Raw genomic sequence first — 21,848 nt, 5'->3', positions numbered from 1 at the left:
GCTGCCTGGAAGGGCGCGGCTTGCCGCGCCCTTCGCGTTTCTGCTCGCCACGCACGCGCTGCTGCGGGGTGGGCAACCAGGGCTGGGTCGTCGTCCACGACCAGGCCCCCGATACCAAAGACTGTTATCCCTGAATGTTTTGCGTAAGGAGAAAGCTATGTTGATTCTGACTCGCCGGTGCGCCGAGAGCCTGATCATTGGAGACGGCGAGATCACCGTGACGGTGCTTGGCGTCAAAGGCAACCAGGTGCGTATTGGCGTCAGCGCCCCGAAAGAAGTGGCTGTGCACCGCGAGGAAATCTACCTGCGGATCAAGAAAGAGAAGGACGAGGAGCCAAGCCTTTAATTCTTTTGAAGTTTTTTTCAAAAAAAGGGTTGCAAAGGTGAAAGAGGTTCTTTAATATTCGCCTCGTGTTGCGGTGAGGTGGCCGAGTGGCCGAAGGCGCTCCCCTGCTAAGGGAGTATACCTCATAAGGGTATCGGGGGTTCGAATCCCCCCTTCACCGCCATTATTCGCTTAGGCCGCTGTAAACAGTAAGAACGCTAAGTAGTTGAAATTAAACGAAAAAAGTTCTTGCAAAAATGTTTCAGCGACCTATAATGCGCGGCAAGACACGGACTCATAGCTCAGCTGGATAGAGTACTCGGCTACGAACCGAGCGGTCGCAGGTTCGAATCCTGCTGAGTCCGCCATACAATCAAGAAGCCCGCTCAAATGAGCGGGCTTTTTGTTTTCTCCCGTTCACTGTTTCTCAGTGATGCCCGCTAGACTGCACATAAACCGGCCCGATAATCTTTTGCGCGGCATCTGTGTTTTTTCTTTTGCTTGCGCCGTCGCACACATAGCTTCGAGCGTTGTCCTAGCTTTATCTCGCAAACGATTGTTCTGGCCAAAAATTTAAGCGATCTGACAGCTTAGGCAGTGTATGATTGCGCCCGTCAGCCCCGCCGGGGCTTGTGGAATACCACCATGGACTTACCCAGTAGTTACTCCCTAACAAGATTCATACAGAAAGATCTGACCGATTGATTCCCCCGGCGTGCTCCGCTGCTGGGAGTGGAGTTCGCCTATGACTGAAGTAGAAGTAAAGAAAGCGCAAGAGAGCCTGCAGGATCGCCTGGCTCAGGTGGTCGAACTGCTGCAGCGCCAGCGCGTGGTCGAAGACCTCACCCACCGCCAGGAGGGTGCTCATCACGACCTGGTCGAAAACCTCGTCCACCGCCAGAACCTCGTTGAGCTGCAGCGCAAGCTCGATGACCTGCACCCCGCCGACGTCGCCTACATCCTCGAAGCATTGCCCCTGGAAGACCGCCTGACGGTCTGGCAGCTGGTGCGCTCGGACCGCGACGGCGACATCCTGCTTGAAGTATCCGATTCGGTTCGCCAATCGCTGATCGCCGACATGGACGATCACGAGCTGCTCGCCGCTGCCAAGGAAATGGACGCCGACGAACTGGCCGACCTGGCACCCGAGCTGCCGCGCGACGTCGTTCACGAGTTGATGGAAACCCTCGATGCCCAGCAACGCGAGCGTGTGCGTTCGGCGCTGAGCTACGACGAGGAGCAGGTCGGTGCGTTGATGGACTTCGAGATGGTCACCATCCGCGAAGACGTCAGCCTCGAAGTTGTATTGCGCTACCTGCGCCGCCTGAAAGAGCTGCCGAACCACACCGACAAACTGTTCGTGGTCGACTATGACGGCATTCTCAAGGGCGTGCTGCCCATCAAGCGCTTGCTGGTCAACGACCCGGACAAGAAGGTGGCAGAGGTCATGGCGACCGACCCTGTGTCCTTCCACCCCGAGGAAGATGCCTACGACGCGGCTCAAGCTTTCGAGCGTTACGACTTGGTATCCGCCCCGGTGGTGGACAAGAGCGATCGCCTGATCGGCCGTCTGACCATTGACGAAATGGTCGACCTGATCCGTGAAGAGAGCGAGAGCGAAGTGCTGAACATGGCCGGCCTGCGCGAAGAAGAAGACATCTTCGCCTCGGTCTGGCGTTCGCTGCGCAACCGTTGGGCGTGGCTGGCCATCAACCTGATTACTGCATTCCTGGCTTCGCGGGTGATCGGCCTGTTCGAGGGGTCGATCGAGAAGCTGGTGGCACTGGCCGCCTTGATGCCAATCGTGGCAGGTATCGGTGGCAACTCTGGCAACCAGACCATCACCATGATCGTGCGTGCGATGGCGCTGGACCAGGTGTCGCCGGGCAATACCAGCCGCCTGATGCGCAAGGAGCTGGCTGTATCGTTGCTCAACGGCTTGATCTGGGGTGGCGTGATCGGTGCGGTGGCGTTCTGGCTGTATGGCAGTTGGTCGTTGGGCCTGGTGATGACCGCGGCAATGACCTTGAACCTGCTGTTGGCAGCGTTGATGGGGGTGTTGATCCCGATGACCCTGACACGCCTGGGGCGCGATCCGGCGATGGGCTCCAGCGTGATGATCACGGCAGTGACCGACAGCGGCGGGTTCTTCATCTTCCTGGGCTTGGCGACGCTGTTCCTGCTCTGATTATTGGGGGCCAGCCTATGGCCTGTAGGAGCAGCCTTGTGCTGCGAAGAGGCCGCTGATAGCAGCCAACATTCATGGTGTTGTCACTGGCCTCTTCGCAGCGCAAGGCTGCTCCTACAGGCGATTGCTAATGATGTGACGGACAATAAAAAAGCCAGCTTACGCTGGCTTTTTTGTGTTCGCTGGCAACCTTCAGGAAGCATCGGCGGCCATTTCTACATCGTGAGCGATGAGGGCGACCAGAGCGTTCTGCTGGCGGTGGGACAGTTGGCGGAAGCGTTGCAGCAACTCGCGCTCATGCAGGGACAGTTCAGGGCTGTCCAGGCGCATGCTCAGCTCGTCACCCAACGCGCCTTCCTGGATAAGGCTCTGTTCCAGGCGCGCGATGATCTCGGAGTTCATGCTGCGGTGATGGTTGCGCGCTACCTCGGCAATGCGCTCACGCATCCCATCTGGCAGGCGGACGACAAACTTGTCAGCAGTGCGGCTGGAGTAAATAGCCTGTTTCATTGGGCGCATATAAATTGACCGGATTTACTGGTTCAGGGGACGCGGTTCTCAAATTGGCCGCACGGGGTGGAAATACGACCGTGGCGACAACAAAATGTTCAACCCTCGTGGAAAATTGGATGCTCATCTTGCCTCATGGTCGCCGTTTCCTTGGCGTCAATTCTGTGACAAATAGTGAGCCCGGTAAAGGCTTTATGCCAGTACCAATTATCAGAAATGAGCACTGGTTTGAAAAGTTTTACATGCTCCGACTTGTCCCGCCGTCAGTCTTCTGCCGTCAAAAACTGGTAAAACGCAGCAAAAGGCCAAGAAAACTCCTAGAATGCGCGGGTTTCCTTCCATAGAGCATAGTGGCTATGCAACATGACGCAAGCGCACGGCGATCAGCGACAGGCCGCCTGATATTTCTGATAGGACCGTCGGGTTCAGGGAAAGATTCCCTGATCGATGCCGCGCGCGAGCAACTCACTGCTGCCGGGGTGAAAATTGCTCGCCGCATCATCACGCGCTCGGCCGAAGCCAAGGGCGAAGCAGCCCAAGGCGTCACTACCCAACAGTTCGAAGCGATGCGTGCGCAGGGTGCCTTTGCCATGCATTGGCAAGCCAATGGGCTGAGCTACGGGATCGCGCAGTACGTTGATCAATGGCTGGAAGCGGGCAGCGCGGTGCTGGTGAACGGCTCTCGTGCCTATCTGGCTGAAGCGCGGCGGCGCTACCCGGATCTTCTGGCAGTGCTCATTGATGTGAAGCCCCAGGTATTGCGCCAGCGCTTGCTGGCCAGAGGCAGGGAAACCCCGGACGAGATCGAACAGCGGCTGGCGCGTAATGCGGGGCTGCAAGCCTTCAACGAGCCTGCCGTGCATGTGCTGGACAATTCCACTACGCTCGACGCAGCGGTGACTGGGTTGTTCAAACTGCTTCATGATGAAGGCGTGATCCCGTACCTGGCCCAACCAGCCACGGAACCGCAGAAAAGGATTACGTGAAAAAGGCCTGTTGCAGCATGACAAACGGCAGCATGCTGGTTAACATGCTGGCCGTCCAACCGTGCAGTGTTCACTGCCGGTTCTTGCGTCTCAGTAGCTCAATTGGATAGAGCATCCCCCTCCTAAGGGGAAGGTTGCAGGTTCAATTCCTGCCTGGGACGCCATTCTTCAAAACGATCCCACACCTTCATCGCCCTCCGACGCTTTTGTCGGCAGACGTGCGCGCGCTTTGCCTACAGCCCCCAGTGCTTCAATGCCCACAGCGCGCCCATGCCCACGCCCAGCGTCAACAGCGTGCTGCGCGTACGCCAGGCCACCAGGCCCGCCAGTATCGCGGCGGGAATTTGCGGGTTCATCCAATCGAAGTCGGCGTGCCGGTCAGGGAGCACCACGGCCGGCAGCACCAGTGCGGCCAGCACGCTGGCTGGCACGTAGGCCAGCGCGCGGCGAAACAGCGGCGGGATGCGCAGCACGGTGTAGAACTCGATGAACGACAAGCGGACCGCGAAGGTACCCAGGCCGATCAGCAGGAAGGTAATCCACTGGCTCATTTCGCTCATCATGCGTCCTGCTCGATGTGTTCATCCGCCACGGGCTGTACGGGTTTTGTTTTCTGCAGGTTCTCGAGGGTCAAGCCGGCGATGATCCCACCCAATGCACCCGCCAACAGGCCCAGGTTATAAGGCAGGTCGACCGCCAGCACCGCGAGCAGCCCGCCGGTCAGCGCGGCGCCGAGTGTCGCCCGGTTACGGATGCTGGGGATCAGCAGCGCCAGGAACGACAAAGGGATGGCAAAGCCCAGCGACCAGTCTTCGGGGATGCCTGCGCCCAGGTACATGCCGGCCAGCACCGAAAGGTTCCAGCCAAACCACATGGTAATCGCCGTGCCAGCGTAGTAGTGAAAGGCGAAGCGCCCGAGCTCGCCTGAAGACATCTTCAATGAGCACAAGGCAAAGGATTGGTCGGAAAGCAGGTAGGCCATCGGCCATTTATGGCGCCGTGGCAGGTGGCTCAGGTGCGGGGCGAGGCTGGCGCTGTACATCAGAAAGCGCAGGTTGATCACCAGCGCCGTAACCACCATCGTCACCGGCAGGGCGCCGCTTTGCATCAATTGCATCACCACCATCTGCGCGGAGCCTGAATAGAACAGTAACGTCATGCCGATGGCATCGGCGGGCGACAGGCCCATGCCGATGGCCGTGACCCCCGTGATCAAACCAAAGGGTACGACCCCGGAGGTCAATGGCAGGACGCTGTGGGCGCCCTGTCTGAACGCTTGGGTCGCGCTGGGGTACGGCATTTGAATTCCTTGACGGTGTACGGGAGGGGGATGCTCGCTCCCAAGGTAATGCGCGTGAAAGTTGCCCGCAATGGCTGCGTGTTCAAGGTGTCGCCCCCTGCCAGAGGAAGGGGGCATGGCTCAGCGATGGATCCGCGCGGTCAGTCTATGTTGTTGGCCGCCGACCAATCGGCGTACCAGGTGCGGAACAACGCGTACTGCTGTTCGGCATAGCGGCGTTGGGCGTCGCTCAACGCATCGCTTTCGTTGAAGTGCAGGGTGTATTCCTGGTCGCCATTGAGCACCATCAGGTGCTTGTAGTACAGGACCAGGTCGCAGCCTTCATCGAACGACGACAGCACGGCCAGGGCCGCTTCCAGCTCGGCGGCCAGCCGGCGCGCTTTTGCATCGCCTTTGGCTGCGCGTTTGGCCAGTGCGACCAGGTGCAGCACTTCGCGCGGCAGGGCATTGCCGATGCCGGTGATGGCGCCGGTGGCATTGCAGTTGACGAAACCGTGCACCACCTGGGTATCGACGCCCACCATCAAGGTCACGTCGTCATCTTTGGAGGTGATGAATTCTGCGGCATAGCGCAGGTCGGCACCGCCGCCGAATTCCTTGAAGCCGATCAGGTTCGGGTGTTCGCGGCGCAGGTCGAAAAACAGGTCGGCGCGGGTCGCGAAACCATAGTACGGGCTGTTGTAGATCACCGCCGGCAGCTGAGGGGCAGCGTCGAGAATGGCCTTGAAGTGGGCCTTTTGGGCCACTGCCGAGGCGCCGCGGGACAGCACGCGAGGGATCACCATCAAGCCCTGGGCGCCGACTTTGGCGGCATGGGCGGCATGGGCCACGGCTTCGCGGGAATTGACCGCACCGGTGCCAACGATGGTCGGGATGCCGGCGGCGACCAGGCGGGCCACGCCTTCCTGGCGTTCGGCCTCGGTCAGCAGCGGCCAGTCGCCCATGGAGCCGCAATACACCACGGCGCTCATGCCGGCGTCGATCAACTTGCGGCCTTTGCGTACCAGCGCGTCGAAGTCCGGTTTACGGTCCGGTGTGCAAGGGGTCATCAGTGCAGGGATGGTGCCGGTGAAGATGTTGCTCATGGTCATTACCTCGAGAGTTGTCGTTCTTGTTGGTCTGTCAGCGCTTGGCAGTGCGCGCCACGGATTCTTCGTCCACCGCCCGCAGCGATTTGCCGCGTGTCTCCCTGGCACCGGCGACGGCAATGATCGAGATCACGGCGGAGGCCACCAGGTACCAGGCGATCGGTGTGGAGCTGTTGTATTCCTTGAGCAGGGTCACCGCGATCAGCGGGGCCAGCGAGCCGGCGAGGATTGGCGCGACCTGGTAGCACAGCGACAGGGCGGTGTAGCGCACATGGGTGGGGAACAGCTCGGCCATCAGGGCGGAGTAGGGCGCGTAGGTCATCGACTCGATGGCCAGCCCCAGGGTGATGGCGGCCATGATCAGCCAGTTGTTGCCGGTGTCCATCATCGGGAAGCCGATGAACCCCCAGAACGCGGTGAGCACGGCGCCGATCAAGTACACAGGCTTGCGCCCGATGATGTCCGAGAGGTAGCCCATGAACGGGATCATGAAGAAGTGCAGCAGGTGAGCGCCAAACATCAGCAGCAGGATCTGTGACGTGTCCTTGTGCACCACCAGTTTGAGGTAGGTGATGGAGAAGGTGACGACGATGTAGTACAGAATGTTTTCGGCAAACCGCGCACCAATGCCGATCAGCACCTCGCGCCAGTATTTGGTGACCACCTCGACCACGCCCAGTTGCTGGCTTTCCATCAACTGCTGGCGGGCCTGGGCTTCTTTGAAGATGGGCGCATCGTCGACCCGGGTACGGATCCAGTAGCCAATCAGCACGACCACCGCCGAGAACCAGAACGCAACGCGCCAACCCCAGTCCAGGAACTGCGCTTCGCTCAGGTTGGTGGAGAGCAGCAAGAGGATGACCGTGGCAATCAGGTTGCCTGCTGGCACGCCGGCTTGCGGCCAGCTGGCCCAGAAGCCGCGGCGGTTGTCCGGGCTGTGTTCGGACACCAGCAATACCGCGCCGCCCCATTCACCGCCAAAGGCAAAGCCCTGGATCAACCTCAGTACCACCAGCAGGATGGGGGCGGCGTAGCCGATGCGTTCGAAGGTGGGCAAGCAGCCCATCAGGAAGGTGGTCACCCCGACGACGATCAGGCTGATCTGCAGCAGGTGCTTGCGGCCGACCTTGTCGCCGTAGTGGCCAAACACCAAACCGCCGATGGGGCGTGCGAGAAAGCCCACGGCGTAAAGGGCGAAAGCCGCGATGATGCCGTCCATCGCACTGCCGGTCTGGCGGAAGAACAGCTGGCCGAACACCAAGGCCGATGCTGTGCCATAGAGAAAGAACTCGTACCACTCGGCAACAGCGCCCGCCATCGCGGCTGCCACCACACGTTTGATGCCCGCAGGCGCCTTGTCTGCTGTGTTCACGGCATTCACTGATGCCGCCGTTGAGGGTGTGGCCATCGTTTTGCACTCCGATACGTATTATTGGAAGAAGGAGTAGGCAGTTCGGCATCGATTGGGTGCCGTGCATTCCTTATATGGTATTTCGTATACGATATCTAGATAAGCAAAAACGAAGCCAAACAGGCCGTTCTCGGTATGGCGTGTAGGAGCAGCCTTGTGCTGCGAAGCGGTCGGTGCTGTCGGCGGAGATTTACGGGGTTATTACGGGCCTCTTCGCAGCACAAGGCTGCTCCTACAACGAGCGCGCGGTGGGTGAGAGAGTTAGTTATGGGGCAGGTGATCGTAAAGGCTTTGGCACACACCATTGATGTGCGCTTCGATCAGCCGAGCGGCCAGCTCTACATCCCGTGCACGGCAGGCGGCGACGATATCGCGATGCTCGTGATCGGCCCGGTCCTTGCCCGCCGACAAACTCATCTGCATGCGCAAATAACGTTCGACCTTGTCATGGATGGAGCGAATCAGGCCGATCAGGTAGGGGCGTTTCGCCGGCTCGTACAAACAAGCGTGCAACGCCCAGTTGAGGTCGGCCCAACGGCCGATGTCATCCTCGCCGATGAACTCTGCGCAGATGGCTTCGGCACGGGCAAAGTGTTCTTCGGTCATGTTGGGGATCGCCAGGCGGATCGCCTTCACTTCCAGCAGCACCCTTACTTCGAACATCTGCGCCAGTTCGGGCTCCGAGATGCGCGTGACCAGTGCGCCGCGGTTACGATGAAAGTCCACCAGGCCTTCCGCTTCAAGGCGTTTCAAGGCTTCACGTACGGGAATCTTGCTGACATTGAAGGCTTGCGCCACCTCGTCCTGGCGCACGGGTTCGCCTTCGGCGAGTTGGCCTGAAATGATCGCCTCGCGCAGGTGCTTGGCGATGATTTCGGACATTGAAGGGGTTGCCCCCAGGTTGGTGGCTTTGAACGACGGCAGCGGCACGGGATTTTCCAGCAGGCGGGCTTGGCGGATATTTTATACGAAATGCAGGGTTATCCAAACCAACCGCCTGCGTTGTTTCACGCTTAGCTGGCTGCCTGTTCCTCGTTACTCGCAGTGGCTTGCTGCTGGGTGAGTTGCTCCTCGACCTTCGCATGGAGCTTGCGCTCAATGTCTTCCTTCATACGCTGGGCGATCAGTTCGTCGACCTTCGCCCTCGCCTCAGGCGGCAAGGCGTTGTACTCCTCCTCGGTCAGGCCCATTTCGAGCAGCAGCTTTTCCTTGATCAACTCGCCAGGCGATTTGGCCATGAAATCGCGAAAGTCCTGAAGGGCGTTGCTGGTCGTCTCTGTTTCAGCACCGGCTTGCTGGCGCGCAGCGGCTTCAGGGTTTTGCAGCGCCACCTTGAGTTTGGCAAAGGCTTCTTCGCGTGCATCCTCGGCGTTTTGCTGTGAGGTGTTGCCGTGGCTGTGCTGTTGCGCTGCGGCGTTGCCGGTAGCCACCGGCGCGCGCAGTTGCGCGGCCTGGGCAACGGCCTGTTCATCAGTGACGCGCTGGGGTTGGTGGGCGGTGGGCTGCCAGCTGACGCCGTTGTGGGCGATTATCATGTTTCCTCCTTGGAAATCTCATTGGCAGGCATTACGCGCAAAAGCCATGCCAGCACTGAACAGGCGCAAAATAGGGCTTTGGGCCTATTCCGGTTACTTCCCGCTGGGCATATGCTTGCCCGTCAGAGGCATTGCCTTGCCGCATGCGGCAACCATCAATACTGTCGGCAGCCCCTTGAACGGAGCGCAGTTGCTGGGCATCAGGGAGAGCGTCCATGAGTCAGGAAACCATGCCGGCACCCGCCGGTTTCAGTGAGCAGCAGCTGCAGACCTTGTTCGAGTTGGTCAGTGACGGCATCTGGGACTGGAATGCCAACACCGGCTACGTCTACCGCAACCCAGGCTGGTACGCCATGCTCGGCTATGCCAGCCATTCCATGGCCAACTCGGTGCTGACCTGGGAAAGCGTGATTCACCCGGAGGACTACCCGCGGGTCATGGCGCATTTCGAGGCCTACATCAATCACCGCAACGAGCGCTACCTGATCGAGTACCGCTGCCGTTGCCAGGATGGCAGCTACCTGTGGATCGAAGACAGCGGCTACATCATCGCCCGCAACGACGACGGCTCGGTGGCCCGCATGCTTGGCGCCCACCGCAATATCGATGCCGGCAAGCGGCGGGTGGCCCAGCTTGAGCAGCAGAACCTGTCGCTGGAAACCCTGGTGGCCGAGCGCACCCGCGAGCTGTCCTGGGTCAATCAGCAATTGCAGCGTCAGCTGGATGAAAACCGCGAACTGGCCGAGCGCGATGCGTTGACCCGCATCGCCAATCGGTACCGGTTGGAACAGGTGTTGCAGCAAGAGTGCGAGCGCGCCCAGCGCTTCCGCCAGCCCTTGTCGCTGATTGCCATGGACGTGGATGACTTCAAGCCGATCAACGACCACTACGGCCATGCCCGTGGCGATGCGGCGCTGGTGCAGGTGGTCGACAACCTGCGTACTTGCCTGCGCGAGCATGACCTGCTGGCGCGCTGGGGCGGTGACGAGTTCGTCATCGTGCTGCCGCAGACGGCGCTGGACGATGCGCTTGAAGTGGCCGCACGGTTGCGTCAGGTAATGGAACAGGTGGAGCCGGTTGGCGAGTGTCGCCTGACCATGAGCTATGGGGTGGTGCAGTGGCAGGAGGGTGAAGACCCGGATGATTTGTTGGCCCGTGCCGACAAGGCCCTGTATCGCGCCAAAGGCGTGGGTAAGAACGCGATAGCTGAATGAGCTGACGATGGGTGAATTGGGGTCGCGCAGCGGCCCCTTTGGCCGCCACAGGTCCCCGCTTAGCGAAAGAAAAAAGACCCGCGGCGCCTTGCGGCGCAGCGGGCCAAATCGGCCTCAGCCGCTTCAGTGTCAGATATGCAAGGCGTGGCCCAGTGCGCGCAACGCAGCTTCCTGTACCGCTTCACCCAGCGTCGGGTGGGCGTGGATGGTACCGGCGATGTCCTCAAGGCAAGCGCCCATTTCCAGCGATTGGGCAAACGCCGTGGACAGTTCCGAGACCGCCACGCCAACCGCCTGCCAACCTAAGATCAGGTGATTGTCGCGCCGCGCCACCACGCGTACGAAGCCGGCTTTCGACTCAAGGCTCATGGCCCGCCCATTGGCCGCGAACGGGAACTGCGCAACGATGCAGTCCAGGCCTTGTTGGCTGGCTTGCTCCGGCGTCTTGCCGACCACCACGATTTCCGGGTCGGTGAAGCACACCGCGGCGATCGCATTCGGCTCGAAACGCCGTGCCTTGCCAGCGATGATCTCGGCAACCATCTCGCCCTGGGCCATGGCCCGGTGTGCGAGCATCGGTTCACCCGCCACGTCGCCGATGGCCCAGACATTGCGCATGCTGGTCTGGCAGCGTTCGTCGATGGCGATGGCGGCGCCGTTCATCTTCAGTTCCAGCGATTCAAGGTTGAAGCCTTGAGTACGCGGGCGCCGGCCTACAGCCACCAGCACCCGGTCGGCCTCCAGGCGCAGTGGCTGGCCCTGGCCGTCACGGGCCAGCAGGCAACCGTTCTCGTATCCCTCGACGCTATGGCCCAGGTGCACGGCGATGCCCAGCTTCTTCAGCGCCTCGGCCACTGGGGCGGTTAGTTCGCTGTCGTAGGTCGGCAGGATGCGCTCGCGCGCTTCCACCACGCTCACCTGCGCGCCCAGCTTGCGGTAGGCGATACCCAGCTCCAGGCCGATATAACCACCGCCCACCACAACCAGATGCTGCGGCAAGGTTTCGGGTGCCAGCGCTTCGGTCGAGGAAATGATCGGCCCGCCCAGCGGCAGCATCGGCAGTTCAACGCTGTTGGAACCTGTGGCCAGCAACAGGTGCTCGCACTGGATGCGTTGGCCGTCGACGTCGACATGCTTGCCGTCGAGGACCTTCGCCCAGCCATGGATCACCTTGACCCCGTGCTTCTTCAGCAAGGCAGCCACCCCGGTGGTCAGACGGTCGACGATGCCGTCTTTCCAGGCCACGCTGCGGGTGATGTCCAGGCGCGGTGAGCTGACACTGATGCCCAGTGCCGATGGCTCGGTGTAGCGCGAGGTCTGGTGGAACTGCTCGGCGACATGAATAAGCGCCTTGGACGGAATGCAGCCAACGTTGAGGCAAGTGCCGCCCAACGCCTGGCCTTCCACCAGCACGGTGGGAATACCCAATTGCCCGGCGCGGATGGCGGCCACATAGCCGCCAGGGCCGCCGCCGATGATCAGCAGGGTGGTTTCGATAGTCTGTTGCATGCTCACTCCACGAACAGGCAGGCGGGTTGCTCAAGCAGGCCACGCACGGCCTGGATGAACAGCGCAGCATCCATGCCGTCGACCACCCGGTGGTCGAACGAGCTGGACAGGTTCATCATCTTGCGTATGACGATCTGGCCGTCGATCACCATCGGCCGCTCGACCATGCGGTTGACGCCGACGATCGCCACTTCCGGGGTGTTGACCACCGGTGTGCTGACGATGCCGCCCAACGCGCCGAGGCTGGTCAGGGTGATGGTTGAGCCGGACAGTTCCTCGCGGCTGGCCTTGTTGCTGCGCGCGGCGGTCGCCAAACGGCCGATCTCGCTGGCATTGCCCCACAGGCTGCCGGCTTCGGCATGGCGCAGCACCGGTACCATCAGGCCATTGTCGCCTTGGGTGGCGATGCCCACATGCACCGCGCCATGGCGGGTGATGACTTGCGCTTCGTCGTCATAGGTGGCGTTGATCTGCGGGAAGTCGCGCAGGGCCACGACCAACGCGCGGACCAAAAACGGCAGCAGGGTCAGCTTGCCGCGGCTGTCGCCGTGCTTCTGGTTGAGCTGCTGGCGCAGGGCTTCCAGGGCCGTGACGTCGATCTCTTCGACGTAGCTGAAATGCGCGACCCGGCGCTTGGCGTCCTGCATGCGCTGGGCGATTTTGCGGCGCAGGCCGATGACTTGCACCTGCTCGCTGTCGGTACGCTTGGCGTAGCCACTGGGCGCTTGCCCGGCGGCGGTCTGTGGCTTGCTCATGAACGCATCGAGGTCTTCGTGCAGGATGCGCCCGGCTGGGCCGCTGCCATGCACGTAGCGCAGCTCGATGCCGGCATCCAGCGCACGCTTGCGCACAGCCGGGGAGGCCAGCGGCTTGTCGCCCGCCTGGCGCGGTACGATGGGCGCGGCTGTGGCGGTGGCTGCGGCCTGGCAGGCTGGTGCTGCGACTGCGGCACGCGCTGGCGGTGTGTTGGCTACAGGCGCGGCCACTGGCTCGACGGGCTTGGCTTCAGCGGGCTTGCCCTGCGGCGCGTCGACATGGTTGCCGCTGCCTTCCACTTCGATGCGGATCAGCTCGCTGCCGACTGCCATCACTTCACCCGGCTGGCCACCCAGGGCCAATACCTTGCCGCTGACCGGCGAAGGGATTTCCACGGTCGCCTTGTCGGTCATGACATCGGCCACCACCTGGTCTTCGGCGATCACATCACCGACCTTGACGAACCACTCGACCAACTCGACTTGCGCGATGCCTTCGCCAATGTCCGGCATCTTGATGACGTGCGTGCCCATTCAGACCTCCATGACCCGTTTCAATGCCGCACCTACCCGCGAAGGCCCTGGGAAGTAAGCCCATTCCTGTGCGTGAGGGTAGGGGGTGTCCCAACCGGTGACGCGCTCGATCGGCGCTTCGAGGTGATGGAAGCAGTGCTCCTGAACCAGCGCCACCAGCTCGGCACCGAAACCGCAGGTACGGGTAGCCTCGTGCACCACCACGCAGCGGCCGGTCTTTTTCACCGACTCGACGATGGTCTCCAGGTCCAGCGGCCACAGGCTGCGCAGGTCGATGACTTCGGCATCGACGCCGGTTTCCTCGGCGGCCACTTGGGCCACGTAGACCGTGGTGCCATACGTCAGCACGGTAACGTCGCTGCCGGGGCGGGTGATTGCCGCCTTGTCCAGCGGCACGGTGTAATAGCCATCCGGTACGGCGCTGTGCGGGTGCTTGGACCACGGCGTCACAGGGCGGTCGTGGTGGCCGTCGAACGGGCCGTTGTAGAGGCGTTTTGGCTCAAGGAAGATGACCGGGTCGTCGCATTCGATCGAGGCGATCAGCAGGCCCTTGGCGTCATAGGGGTTGGACGGCATGACGGTACGTAGCCCGCACACCTGGGTGAACATCGCTTCGGGGCTCTGGCTGTGCGTTTGGCCGCCATAGATGCCGCCACCGCAGGGCATGCGCAGGGTCAGCGGGGAGATGAACTCGCCGGCCGAGCGATAGCGCAGGCGGGCCATTTCCGACACGATCTGGTCGGAGGCCGGGTAGAAGTAGTCGGCAAACTGGATTTCCACCACCGGGCGCAGGCCGTAGGCGCCCATGCCCACGGCAGTGCCGACGATGCCGCTTTCCGAGATCGGGGCGTCGAACACGCGCGACTTGCCGTACTTGGTCTGCAAGCCTTCGGTGCAGCGGAACACGCCACCGAAGTAGCCGACGTCCTGGCCGTAGATCACGACATTGTCGTCACGCTCGAGCATGATATCCATGGCCGAGCGCAGGGCCTGGATCATGGTCATGGTAGTGGTGGCCATGGCGGTTTCCGGGTTGATGCTGTTGTTATGGTCGTTCATCTCAAACCCCCAGTTCCTGGCGTTGACGGCGCAGGTGTTCGGGCATTTCCTTGTACACGTCCTCGAACATCGAGGCCGCGCTCGGGATATGGCCGTTGGCCAGGGTGCCGTACTGTTCAGCTTCCTTCTGCGCGGCGATGACCGCAGCCTCGAACTCGGCGGTGACCGCCTGGTGTTCTTCTTCGGACCAATGACCGATCTTGATCAGGTGCTGCTTCAGGCGGGCGATCGGGTCGCCCAGCGGGAAGTGGCTCCAGTCATCGGCAGGGCGGTACTTTGACGGGTCGTCGGAGGTGGAGTGCGGGCCGGCACGGTAGGTGACCCATTCGATCAGGCACGGGCCCAGGCCACGGCGGGCGCGTTCGGCGGCCCAGCGCGAGGCGGCGTACACAGCGACGAAGTCGTTGCCGTCGACGCGCAGGGAGGCGATACCGCAGCCCACGCCACGGCCGGCGAAGGTGGTCGATTCACCGCCAGCAATGGCTTGGAAGGTGGAGATCGCCCACTGGTTGTTGACCACGTTGAGGATCACCGGCGCGCGGTACACGTGGGCAAAGGTCAGGGCGGTGTGGAAGTCCGATTCGGCGGTGGCGCCGTCGCCGATCCAGGCCGAGGCGATCTTGGTATCGCCCTTGATCGCCGAAGCCATGGCCCAGCCAACCGCCTGCACGAACTGGGTCGCCAGGTTGCCGCTGATGGTGAAGAAGCCGGCCTCGCGTACCGAATACATGATCGGCAGCTGGCGCCCCTTGAGCGGGTCGCGCTCGTTGGACAGCAACTGGCAGATCATCTCCACCAGCGACACGTCGCGGGCCATCAGGATGCTCTGCTGGCGGTAGGTGGGGAAGCACATGTCGGTGCGGTTCAGGGCCAGGGCCTGGGCGCTGCCGATGGCTTCCTCGCCCAGGCTCTGCATGTAGAAGGACATCTTTTTCTGGCGCTGGGCAACCACCATGCGGCTGTCGAAGATGCGCGTCTTGAGCATGGCGCGCATGCCTTGGCGCAGCACCTGCGGGTCGATGTCTTCGGCCCATGGGCCGAGGGCGTCACCGTGCGCGTCCAACACGCGGATCAGGCTGTTGGACAGCTCTGCGGTGTCGGCAGCGTCGACGTCGATGGACGGTTTGCGGACAACACCTGCATCGTTCAGACGCAGGTAGGAAAAATCGGTCTGGCAGCCTGGCCGGCCGGTGGGCTCGGGCACATGCAAACGCAGGGGGGCGTACTCGTTCATGCTTTTTACGCTCGCTCGAATGTTGTTTTTGTGAGCTCTGAAGCGGCCGCCGCTGAGTACCGGCTTGTGACTGGTAAGTCAGCGTCACCTACATCTTAGTGGCACGGCAGGAGAATTTTTCTCTCAAGTTGGTTGCCTTTGCTGACGGGCGCAGATAAACATTCCGCATAAACACAAAAAACCGGTGAATTTGTCTCATGCGCAAACTCGATCGTACCGATATCGGTATTCTCAACAGCCTTCAGGAAAACGCCCGCATCACCAACGCGGAGCTGGCGCGCTCGGTCAACTTGTCGCCGACCCCCTGTTTTAATCGGGTCAAAGCGATGGAAGAGCTGGGGGTGATCCGCCAGCAGGTGACCTTGTTGTCGCCGGAGGCGTTGGGGCTGGACGTGAATGTGTTCATCCATGTGAGCCTGGAAAAACAGGTCGAGCAGTCGCTGCACCGCTTTGAGGAAGAGATCGCCGAGCGCCCCGAGGTGATGGAGTGCTACCTGATGACGGGCGACCCGGATTACCTGCTGCGGGTGCTGCTACCCAGTATTCAAGCGCTGGAGCGGTTTCTCGATTACCTGACGCGGTTGCCGGGCGTGGCGAATATCCGGTCGAGTTTTGCCTTGAAGCAGGTGCGCTATAAAACGGCGCTGCCGTTGCCCGCGAATGGGATGACCCTGCGCGAATAAGGGAAGCGGAATTACACACACCTGTAGGAGCAGCCTTGCGCTGCGAAGAGGCCGGTAATGACTGCAAAATGTGCAGCGCGATAACCGGCCTCTTCGCAGCACAAGGCTGCTCCTACAGAATGGGGGCCATCCAGAATCAGGTGCTTGATATTTTAAACACCCCCAGCCTATGTTGTTGCCAGCCTATAACAACAAGGACAAGCGTCATGACCACCCCAGGCCTGAGCACCCTCGCCGAGCACCTCCAGGGCATCGATGAAATCGAATGCGTCACCCCCGACCTCAATGGTGTACCGCGCGGCAAGGTGATGACCGCCGAGGGCTTCCTCGAAGGCCGGCGCCTGCAGATGGCGCGCGGTGTACTGCTGCAATGCATCATGGGGGGGTACCCGCCAGCAAGGTTCTACGGCAGTGATGATGGCGACCTGGCGCTGGTGGCCGAGCCCGCTCACATTCACCGCCTGCCCTGGAGCGAAGACGGCCGGGCCTTGGCGATCTGCGATGCCAACGAACTGGATGGCAGGTCTTCGGCGTTGTCCACCCGCGGTCAGCTCAAGGCGGTCATCGCCCGCTATGCGGCGTTGGGCATGGCGCCGGTGGTGGCGACAGAGCTCGAGTTTTTTGTTTTCGCCCCTAACACCGACCCCCTGCAGCCGTTCTTGCCGCCACTGGGCAAGGATGGCCGTCGGGAGCTGGGCCATTCGGCGTTCAGTGTCAGCTCCAACAATGGCCTGCGGCCGTTCTTCAATGAGGTCTACCGCTGCATGGCGGCGCTTGGCCTGCCGCGTGACACCTTCATGCACGAGATGGGCATCAGCCAGTTCGAGATCAACCTCTTGCACGGTGACCCGCTGCTGCTGGCCGACCAGACGTTCCTGTTCAAACACCTGCTCAAGGAAGTGGCGCTCAAGCATGGGCTGACCGTGGTGTGCATGGCCAAGCCATTGGCGCATACGCCGGGCAGTTCCATGCACATCCACCAGAGCCTGGTGGACATCGACAGCGGCCGAAATGTGTTCAGCGATGACCAGGGGCAGCCGACCGAGACCTTCTACCACTTCATCGGCGGCCAGCAGGCGTGCATGGCCGACTTCACCGCGCTGTTCGCGCCCAACGTCAATTCATATCAGCGGCTTTGTCACCCCTACGCCTCGCCCAACAATGCCTGTTGGTCCGAGGACAACCGCGCCGCAGGGCTGCGCATCCCGGCCAGTGCGCCGGTGGCCCGGCGTGTCGAGAACCGCCTGCCGGGCGCCGACGCCAACCCCTACCTAGCCATCGCCGCCAGCCTGGCTGCCGGGCTGCATGGCATCGAGCAACGCCTGCAGCCGACCCCGGCGATTCAGGGTGAGTTCGCTGTGCCAGAGCACCTGAGCCTGCCATGCACGCTGCACGCGGCACTCGAACGACTGAAGCGCAGTGCACTGGCGCGGGAACTGTTCGGGGCTGAGTTCATCGAAGGCTACGTCGCCACCAAGACCCTGGAGCTGAGCGATTTCTACGACGAGATCACACCCTGGGAGCGGCGTGTGCTGGCGGCACAGGCCTGATCGCGACACAACCACTACTGGACGCGTCCCCCGTTGGCTATTTCGCTGGCAGGGGACTGCGCCGCGGCAAAATTGCTTTTATGCTAGCCAGCAAGCCAACGCCACCTGACCAGGGAGCCCGACGGGACGTATGCGAAACATCTGGAAGCCGTTTCAGTCGCTGTATTTCGCTGCCTTGATGATGCTTATCGGCTCGGGCCTGCTCAGTACCTACTTGGCGCTGCGCCTGGCAGCCGATCATGTCGACAGCTTGTGGGTCGGTGCGTTGATGGCCGCCAACTACTTTGGCCTGGCCGTGGGCGGCAAGGTCGGCCACCGGCTGATCGGCCGGGTAGGGCACATCCGCGCCTATGCGACCTGCGCCGGCATCGTCTGTGCCGCGGTGCTTGGCCATGGCATGACCAACTGGCTACCGGCCTGGGTCGGGCTGCGGATGGTGGTCGGCTTGGGGATGATGTGCCAGTACATGGTCATCGAGAGCTGGCTCAACGAACAAGCCGACGCCAAGCACCGGGGTGCGGTGTTCAGTGGCTACATGATCGCCTCCTACCTCGGGTTGGTACTCGGCCAGCTGATCCTGGTGGTGCACCCTGAACTCGGCCCTGAGCTGCTGATGCTGGTCGCCATGTGCTTCGCCCTGTGCCTGGTGCCGGTGGCAATGACCCGGCGCATCCACCCGGCGCCTTTGCGGCCGGCGCCGATGGAGCCGAAGTTTTTCATCAAGCGCGTGCCGCAGTCACTCAGTACGGTACTGGGCTCGGGCTTGATCGTCGGTTCGTTCTACGGCCTGGCGCCGCTGTACGCCTCCAGCCAGGGGTTGAGCACCGAGCAGATCGGTCTGTTCATGGGTAGCTGCATCTTTGCCGGGCTGGTGGTGCAGTGGCCATTGGGCTGGTTGTCCGATCGCTACGACCGCGCGGTACTGATCCGCAGTGCTGCGGTGGGGCTGGCGCTGGCCTCTGCGCCGTTGGCAATCTTGCCCAGCGTGCCGCTGGAGCTGCTGTTCGGCATCGGCTTTGTCATCTCGTTGCTGCAGTTTTGCCTGTATCCGTTGGCCGTGGCGTTTTCCAATGACCATGTGGAGAGCGAGCGCCGCGTCTCGCTGACGGCCATGCTGCTGGTCACCTATGGTGTGGGTGCCTGTATCGGGCCGCTGGCAGCGGGGGTCTTGATGAAGGTGCTGGGCGCGCAGATGCTCTATGCCTTCTTCGTGTTCTTCGCGCTGGTGCTGGTGTGGCGCATTCGGCCGAAAGCGGTCACCGGGCTGCACCAGGTGCAGGACGCTCCGTTGGGTCACGTGGCGATGCCGGCGGCCGGCTCGCCGTTGTCGGCGGCGCTCGACCCGCGGGTCGATGAGCAGACCGTGCAGGATGTGATGCAGACGCCGGTGGCGGCCGAGGATACCGAAGAAGAGCAGGCGGCGAGTGAGCGTGGGGTCAAGCCTGAGGTCGAGGTCGACAGGTCGGTGTGATGCGGTGTGGGCACCGATGAAGGGGCGCTGCTCGCTTCATCGGTGGGCCACGCGGCAGTCATGCAACCTTGATGTCGCGCAGGTGGAATCTCAGTATTTCCCCCGCTTTGTTGCCGGCGTGCAGGAACCAGTGACGTAGGGGTGGCTTATTCCGCGTATACCTCGCTTCAACTTGAGCGACTCTGTGGCCCTTTTCGTCGCGCAGGTAGAACTCGACATGCTCAGCGCTCTCCAGGTCGCCATCCCAGGCGTCGAGCAATTCCATTTTCCACGTGTCCTGCAAGGCGGGCAGCCGGGCCAGCAGGCTGGGTGGGAAAATACAGTTGGCAAGATCATCCCCCCACGCATACCCATACAAGCCCAGCCAGCCGTTTGAGTTCTGCTCGAACCGGCCGCTGAGAAACTTCGGGCCAGTCGCGCTATTGATCCTGTAATAGAGACGGTTCTTCGTTGCGTTGACAAACGTGAAGGTGAATTCGATCGGCTTGAAGCTGGCGGTGAAGCCTCGCTTGTCATCGGTGCACAACCAGCCGTCCTGGTCGGCGGAAAACAACGGATGGGCCCATCGAGGCGTATCGACCACCCCGACCTGGCCGTATTGGCAATGCAGCGCGGCTGTGAATGTTGAACGAATCATAGTGTCCGGCTCCTGAAGGCGCCTGAAGTCGGCGCGGCGCAAGCCACACTATGCAGTCGGTCAAATAACGGTAACGGGGAATCCCTTCTGGCTACAGCGATGGGGCCGCGCAGCAGCCCCTTCGGCCTTTGCTGTAAGCCAGGCAGGCGGATCAGTAATCGTCTTTATCGAACCGACGCGCTTCGCGCTGCAGCTGGTAGACGAAACTCTCGATCTTGCGCTGCGCCTGGCCGCTGAGGTTATGGAAGCGCACGCCTGCGAAGGTGGTGTTGATACGCTCTTCGAAGTGCAGGTGGCGCAATTCGACCATGGTGTCGACCAGGCCCAACGGGTTGCCAGCCTTGAAGCGCTCGTACACCTGGCCCAGTTGCAGGCGATCCTCGACGTTGCCGTCGAAACGCAATTTGCAGCCGGTAGCGGAGATGTCCAGCAGTTTGCCGCGCAGGGCGCCGTTGCCTTTGAGGTGGGTGCCGTCGAGGATGATGTCGACCAGTTGCGACAGCTTCAGCGCAGCCCGGAAGGCATTGCGGCGCTGATGGTAGGTCATTTCGTCAGGCATCGCGCCGCGGTAGCAGCGGTGGCCGTCGACTTCACTGATGGTGAGTGGGGCATTGCATTCCCAGGCGATGCGCACGCCATCGTGGAAGCCCTCGACGCGGAAGGGTTCGCCGTTCTCGATGAATTTTTCGCCGTCGCGGGGGATCATCTCGTCCAGTGCCAGGGTATTGCTGTCGCGGTCGACATGCACCACGTAGCTCTGGAAGCGCTGGCTGCGATCAGGGAAGGTGATGATCAGGGGGTCATGGCTTTCCTGCAGTTGTCGCAGGTTGGCCGCGATCTCCAAAGGCGTACTGAGCACCTTTGGCGGCTGCGGGGCATCGGCTTCATTGAACACGGCTAATCACTCTCCAGGCAAAAACGACACACGCAAGTAACGGCATTTTGCCAGTATGTGACGTGGCTTGATAGAAGTATCACACTTGGCTGAGGGCGCGCGGCTTGGCCAGCAGCGAGGTGCTGCCGCGGCTGTCGTAGAGCGACGGAGAATCGCCACCCATGAGGATTCTGACCTGATTGTTGGTGATGTGTTGCTGCACCTGGATGATCCGGCCGTTGGTCTCGTTGACCTGCTGGCAGGTGTCCATCAGCTGCGAGAGCATGTCCAGCCGTTGCAGCATCGCGTCGCCATGCTGTGACTGCGCGGCCACTGCCTGCACACCGGCGCGGTCGGCGCTGAGGCCGAGGCTGGTGAGCAAGTGGCTGCGCCGCTGCCCATGCTGCTCGAGCAAGATGATCAATGACTGCTTGCGGGCCAGGATCTGTTCCAGCAGCGTCATGTCGCGGCCATGCAGGGCAATCGCTTCTTTTTGAAGAAGCTCGAGCAGTTCCTGCATCGGGGCGATGTCATCTTCGATCAGTTGCAGCAAGGTGGTGTCGTGCATGGCTAACTCTTGGCTTTAGTAAGCGTCCGTGAAGTCAGCGCGCCGAACGGTCAGCGCTGGGCTTCGAAATCGAGCAGTTTGCTGGCAACCCGGCCGGCATCGACCTGGTAGCTGCCATCGGCAACGGCTTGTTTCAACTGGGCCACGCGGGCGCTGTTGACGACGGGCTGGTCGCGCAGCGTATCGCTGACCTTCTGCAACTGCTGTGCCTCTTGGCTGAGGTGTACTGCCTCTCCGCTGGCGGTGGTGCCTTTTGGCGCTTCCGGGCTGGCAGCGGCCTTTTCGGCGGTACCGGCCGCAGCATTGCCGCGAACGCCGCCCGTAACGGACGGAGAGTTATTCAAACGACTGAAGTCGATGACCATGATCAGAAACCCCTGGGTATTTGGACGCTTGCCTTGTTTTCGGCCAACCCGA

The 21,848-nt window shown here is 61.7% G+C and carries 22 protein-coding genes and 3 tRNA genes; 10 read left to right on the top strand and 15 right to left on the bottom strand.

The annotated features are described in order from the left end of the window. Positions 1–157 precede the first annotated feature (157 nt). From csrA to mgtE, 4 genes are all read left to right on the top strand, one after another. On the top strand, positions 158–346 hold the full coding sequence (gene csrA / locus D886_RS0106270; protein ID WP_003254503.1) for a carbon storage regulator CsrA: 189 nt from the start codon (positions 158–160) through the stop codon (positions 344–346). A 72-nt stretch (positions 347–418) separates the two neighbouring features. Further along, positions 419–509, top strand: a tRNA-Ser gene (locus tag D886_RS0106265). Between the two features lie 107 nt (positions 510–616). Next, a tRNA-Arg gene (locus D886_RS0106260) sits at positions 617–693 on the top strand. A 377-nt stretch (positions 694–1,070) separates the two neighbouring features. Continuing rightward, positions 1,071–2,513, top strand: coding sequence for a magnesium transporter (mgtE, locus tag D886_RS0106255; protein ID WP_027593075.1), 1,443 nt, complete (start codon positions 1,071–1,073; stop codon positions 2,511–2,513). Positions 2,514–2,705: 192 nt separating this feature from the next. Here mgtE and D886_RS0106250 read toward each other — a convergent pair whose 3' ends face one another. Beyond that, positions 2,706–3,032, bottom strand: coding sequence for an Arc family DNA-binding protein (locus tag D886_RS0106250; RefSeq protein WP_003254499.1), 327 nt, complete (start codon positions 3,030–3,032; stop codon positions 2,706–2,708). 347 nt (positions 3,033–3,379) lie between these two features. On the opposite strand from D886_RS0106250, the gene phnN reads away from it, so the two are divergent. Further along, positions 3,380–4,009: a phosphonate metabolism protein/1,5-bisphosphokinase (PRPP-forming) PhnN gene (phnN, locus tag D886_RS26775; protein WP_050580725.1), complete on the top strand. Its 630-nt coding sequence runs from the start codon at positions 3,380–3,382 to the stop codon at positions 4,007–4,009. A gap of 87 nt (positions 4,010–4,096) precedes the next feature. Continuing rightward, positions 4,097–4,173 (top strand) — tRNA-Arg (locus D886_RS0106240). 69 nt (positions 4,174–4,242) lie between these two features. Here the strand turns inward: D886_RS0106240 and D886_RS0106235 are convergent. From D886_RS0106235 to D886_RS0106210, 6 genes are all read right to left on the bottom strand, one after another. After that, positions 4,243–4,569, bottom strand: coding sequence for an AzlD domain-containing protein (locus D886_RS0106235; RefSeq protein WP_027593074.1), 327 nt, complete (start codon positions 4,567–4,569; stop codon positions 4,243–4,245). Next, positions 4,569–5,309, bottom strand: a complete 741-nt coding sequence (locus D886_RS0106230) for an AzlC family ABC transporter permease (RefSeq protein ID WP_027593073.1) — start codon at positions 5,307–5,309, stop codon at positions 4,569–4,571. The genes D886_RS0106235 and D886_RS0106230 overlap by 1 nt, the downstream gene beginning before the upstream one ends. Positions 5,310–5,449: 140 nt before the next feature. Next, a complete protein-coding gene (locus D886_RS0106225) occupies positions 5,450–6,394 on the bottom strand; it encodes a dihydrodipicolinate synthase family protein (protein WP_371097234.1) in 945 nt (314 codons plus the stop codon). Positions 6,395–6,431: 37 nt separating this feature from the next. Next, entirely contained in the window at positions 6,432–7,805 is a 1,374-nt protein-coding gene (gene abaF, locus D886_RS0106220; RefSeq protein ID WP_027593071.1) for a fosfomycin efflux MFS transporter AbaF, read from the bottom strand. Positions 7,806–8,069: 264 nt separating this feature from the next. Further along, complete coding sequence (locus tag D886_RS0106215; RefSeq protein WP_097151317.1) at positions 8,070–8,690, bottom strand: GntR family transcriptional regulator; 621 nt, start codon at positions 8,688–8,690, stop codon at positions 8,070–8,072. Positions 8,691–8,821: 131 nt separating this feature from the next. Beyond that, complete coding sequence (locus D886_RS0106210) at positions 8,822–9,343, bottom strand: hypothetical protein (RefSeq protein ID WP_027593069.1); 522 nt, start codon at positions 9,341–9,343, stop codon at positions 8,822–8,824. A gap of 215 nt (positions 9,344–9,558) precedes the next feature. Between D886_RS0106210 and D886_RS0106205 the strand changes: the two genes are divergently transcribed. Next, positions 9,559–10,557 carry a sensor domain-containing diguanylate cyclase gene (locus D886_RS0106205; protein ID WP_027593068.1) on the top strand — a complete coding sequence of 333 codons (999 nt, stop codon included), beginning with the start codon at positions 9,559–9,561 and terminating at the stop codon, positions 10,555–10,557. 129 nt (positions 10,558–10,686) lie between these two features. Here D886_RS0106205 and lpdA read toward each other — a convergent pair whose 3' ends face one another. From lpdA to D886_RS0106185, 4 genes are read right to left on the bottom strand one after another with little or no spacing between them, the layout of a single operon-like run. Further along, positions 10,687–12,066 carry a dihydrolipoyl dehydrogenase gene (gene lpdA, locus D886_RS0106200; RefSeq protein WP_027593067.1) on the bottom strand — a complete coding sequence of 460 codons (1,380 nt, stop codon included), beginning with the start codon at positions 12,064–12,066 and terminating at the stop codon, positions 10,687–10,689. A gap of 2 nt (positions 12,067–12,068) precedes the next feature. Beyond that, positions 12,069–13,355: a dihydrolipoamide acetyltransferase family protein gene (locus D886_RS0106195; protein ID WP_027593066.1), complete on the bottom strand. Its 1,287-nt coding sequence runs from the start codon at positions 13,353–13,355 to the stop codon at positions 12,069–12,071. Continuing rightward, complete coding sequence (locus D886_RS0106190) at positions 13,356–14,414, bottom strand: alpha-ketoacid dehydrogenase subunit beta (RefSeq protein ID WP_027593065.1); 1,059 nt, start codon at positions 14,412–14,414, stop codon at positions 13,356–13,358. A gap of 1 nt (position 14,415) precedes the next feature. Further along, on the bottom strand, positions 14,416–15,648 hold the full coding sequence (locus D886_RS0106185) for a 3-methyl-2-oxobutanoate dehydrogenase (2-methylpropanoyl-transferring) subunit alpha (protein ID WP_027593064.1): 1,233 nt from the start codon (positions 15,646–15,648) through the stop codon (positions 14,416–14,418). 197 nt (positions 15,649–15,845) lie between these two features. Between D886_RS0106185 and bkdR the strand changes: the two genes are divergently transcribed. The 3 genes from bkdR to D886_RS0106170 all read left to right on the top strand — a co-directional run bounded on the left by bkdR (position 15,846) and on the right by D886_RS0106170 (position 19,352). Then, positions 15,846–16,331, top strand: coding sequence for a Bkd operon transcriptional regulator BkdR (gene bkdR, locus D886_RS0106180; protein ID WP_027593063.1), 486 nt, complete (start codon positions 15,846–15,848; stop codon positions 16,329–16,331). Positions 16,332–16,639: 308 nt separating this feature from the next. Next, a complete protein-coding gene (locus D886_RS0106175) occupies positions 16,640–17,881 on the top strand; it encodes a glutamine synthetase family protein (RefSeq protein WP_177323880.1) in 1,242 nt (413 codons plus the stop codon). A 130-nt stretch (positions 17,882–18,011) separates the two neighbouring features. Beyond that, positions 18,012–19,352, top strand: a complete 1,341-nt coding sequence (locus D886_RS0106170; RefSeq protein WP_027593061.1) for an MFS transporter — start codon at positions 18,012–18,014, stop codon at positions 19,350–19,352. A gap of 58 nt (positions 19,353–19,410) precedes the next feature. On the opposite strand, the gene D886_RS0106165 is transcribed toward D886_RS0106170, so the two are convergent. From D886_RS0106165 to flgM, 4 genes are all read right to left on the bottom strand, one after another. Next, a complete protein-coding gene (locus D886_RS0106165) occupies positions 19,411–19,989 on the bottom strand; it encodes a hypothetical protein (protein ID WP_027593060.1) in 579 nt (192 codons plus the stop codon). Positions 19,990–20,140: 151 nt separating this feature from the next. After that, positions 20,141–20,884, bottom strand: coding sequence for a flagellar brake protein (locus D886_RS0106160; protein ID WP_027593059.1), 744 nt, complete (start codon positions 20,882–20,884; stop codon positions 20,141–20,143). Positions 20,885–20,963: 79 nt separating this feature from the next. Further along, positions 20,964–21,431 carry a flagella synthesis protein FlgN gene (locus D886_RS0106155; protein ID WP_027593058.1) on the bottom strand — a complete coding sequence of 156 codons (468 nt, stop codon included), beginning with the start codon at positions 21,429–21,431 and terminating at the stop codon, positions 20,964–20,966. Positions 21,432–21,481: 50 nt separating this feature from the next. Next, on the bottom strand, positions 21,482–21,796 hold the full coding sequence (flgM, locus tag D886_RS0106150; RefSeq protein ID WP_027593057.1) for a flagellar biosynthesis anti-sigma factor FlgM: 315 nt from the start codon (positions 21,794–21,796) through the stop codon (positions 21,482–21,484). Positions 21,797–21,848: the final 52 nt, after the last annotated feature.

It is taken from the genome of Pseudomonas sp. LAIL14HWK12:I7 (assembly GCF_000483465.1).
GTDB lineage: Bacteria > Pseudomonadota > Gammaproteobacteria > Pseudomonadales > Pseudomonadaceae > Aquipseudomonas > Aquipseudomonas kermanshahensis.
This window is presented reverse-complemented; position numbering and strand designations above follow the sequence as displayed.

Coding starts and splice junctions, on each gene's coding strand:
- csrA (WP_003254503.1), top strand. CDS start 158: ATGTTGATTCTGACTCGCCGGTGCGCCGAGAGCCTGATCATTGGAGAC.
- mgtE (WP_027593075.1), top strand. CDS start 1,071: ATGACTGAAGTAGAAGTAAAGAAAGCGCAAGAGAGCCTGCAGGATCGC.
- D886_RS0106250 (WP_003254499.1), bottom strand. CDS start 3,032: ATGCGCCCAATGAAACAGGCTATTTACTCCAGCCGCACTGCTGACAAG.
- phnN (WP_050580725.1), top strand. CDS start 3,380: ATGCAACATGACGCAAGCGCACGGCGATCAGCGACAGGCCGCCTGATA.
- D886_RS0106235 (WP_027593074.1), bottom strand. CDS start 4,569: ATGAGCGAAATGAGCCAGTGGATTACCTTCCTGCTGATCGGCCTGGGT.
- D886_RS0106230 (WP_027593073.1), bottom strand. CDS start 5,309: ATGCCGTACCCCAGCGCGACCCAAGCGTTCAGACAGGGCGCCCACAGC.
- D886_RS0106225 (WP_371097234.1), bottom strand. CDS start 6,394: ATGAGCAACATCTTCACCGGCACCATCCCTGCACTGATGACCCCTTGC.
- abaF (WP_027593071.1), bottom strand. CDS start 7,805: ATGGCCACACCCTCAACGGCGGCATCAGTGAATGCCGTGAACACAGCA.
- D886_RS0106215 (WP_097151317.1), bottom strand. CDS start 8,690: ATGTCCGAAATCATCGCCAAGCACCTGCGCGAGGCGATCATTTCAGGC.
- D886_RS0106210 (WP_027593069.1), bottom strand. CDS start 9,343: ATGATAATCGCCCACAACGGCGTCAGCTGGCAGCCCACCGCCCACCAA.
- D886_RS0106205 (WP_027593068.1), top strand. CDS start 9,559: ATGAGTCAGGAAACCATGCCGGCACCCGCCGGTTTCAGTGAGCAGCAG.
- lpdA (WP_027593067.1), bottom strand. CDS start 12,066: ATGCAACAGACTATCGAAACCACCCTGCTGATCATCGGCGGCGGCCCT.
- D886_RS0106195 (WP_027593066.1), bottom strand. CDS start 13,355: ATGGGCACGCACGTCATCAAGATGCCGGACATTGGCGAAGGCATCGCG.
- D886_RS0106190 (WP_027593065.1), bottom strand. CDS start 14,414: ATGAACGACCATAACAACAGCATCAACCCGGAAACCGCCATGGCCACC.
- D886_RS0106185 (WP_027593064.1), bottom strand. CDS start 15,648: ATGAACGAGTACGCCCCCCTGCGTTTGCATGTGCCCGAGCCCACCGGC.
- bkdR (WP_027593063.1), top strand. CDS start 15,846: ATGCGCAAACTCGATCGTACCGATATCGGTATTCTCAACAGCCTTCAG.
- D886_RS0106175 (WP_177323880.1), top strand. CDS start 16,640: ATGACCGCCGAGGGCTTCCTCGAAGGCCGGCGCCTGCAGATGGCGCGC.
- D886_RS0106170 (WP_027593061.1), top strand. CDS start 18,012: ATGCGAAACATCTGGAAGCCGTTTCAGTCGCTGTATTTCGCTGCCTTG.
- D886_RS0106165 (WP_027593060.1), bottom strand. CDS start 19,989: ATGATTCGTTCAACATTCACAGCCGCGCTGCATTGCCAATACGGCCAG.
- D886_RS0106155 (WP_027593058.1), bottom strand. CDS start 21,431: ATGCACGACACCACCTTGCTGCAACTGATCGAAGATGACATCGCCCCG.
- flgM (WP_027593057.1), bottom strand. CDS start 21,796: ATGGTCATCGACTTCAGTCGTTTGAATAACTCTCCGTCCGTTACGGGC.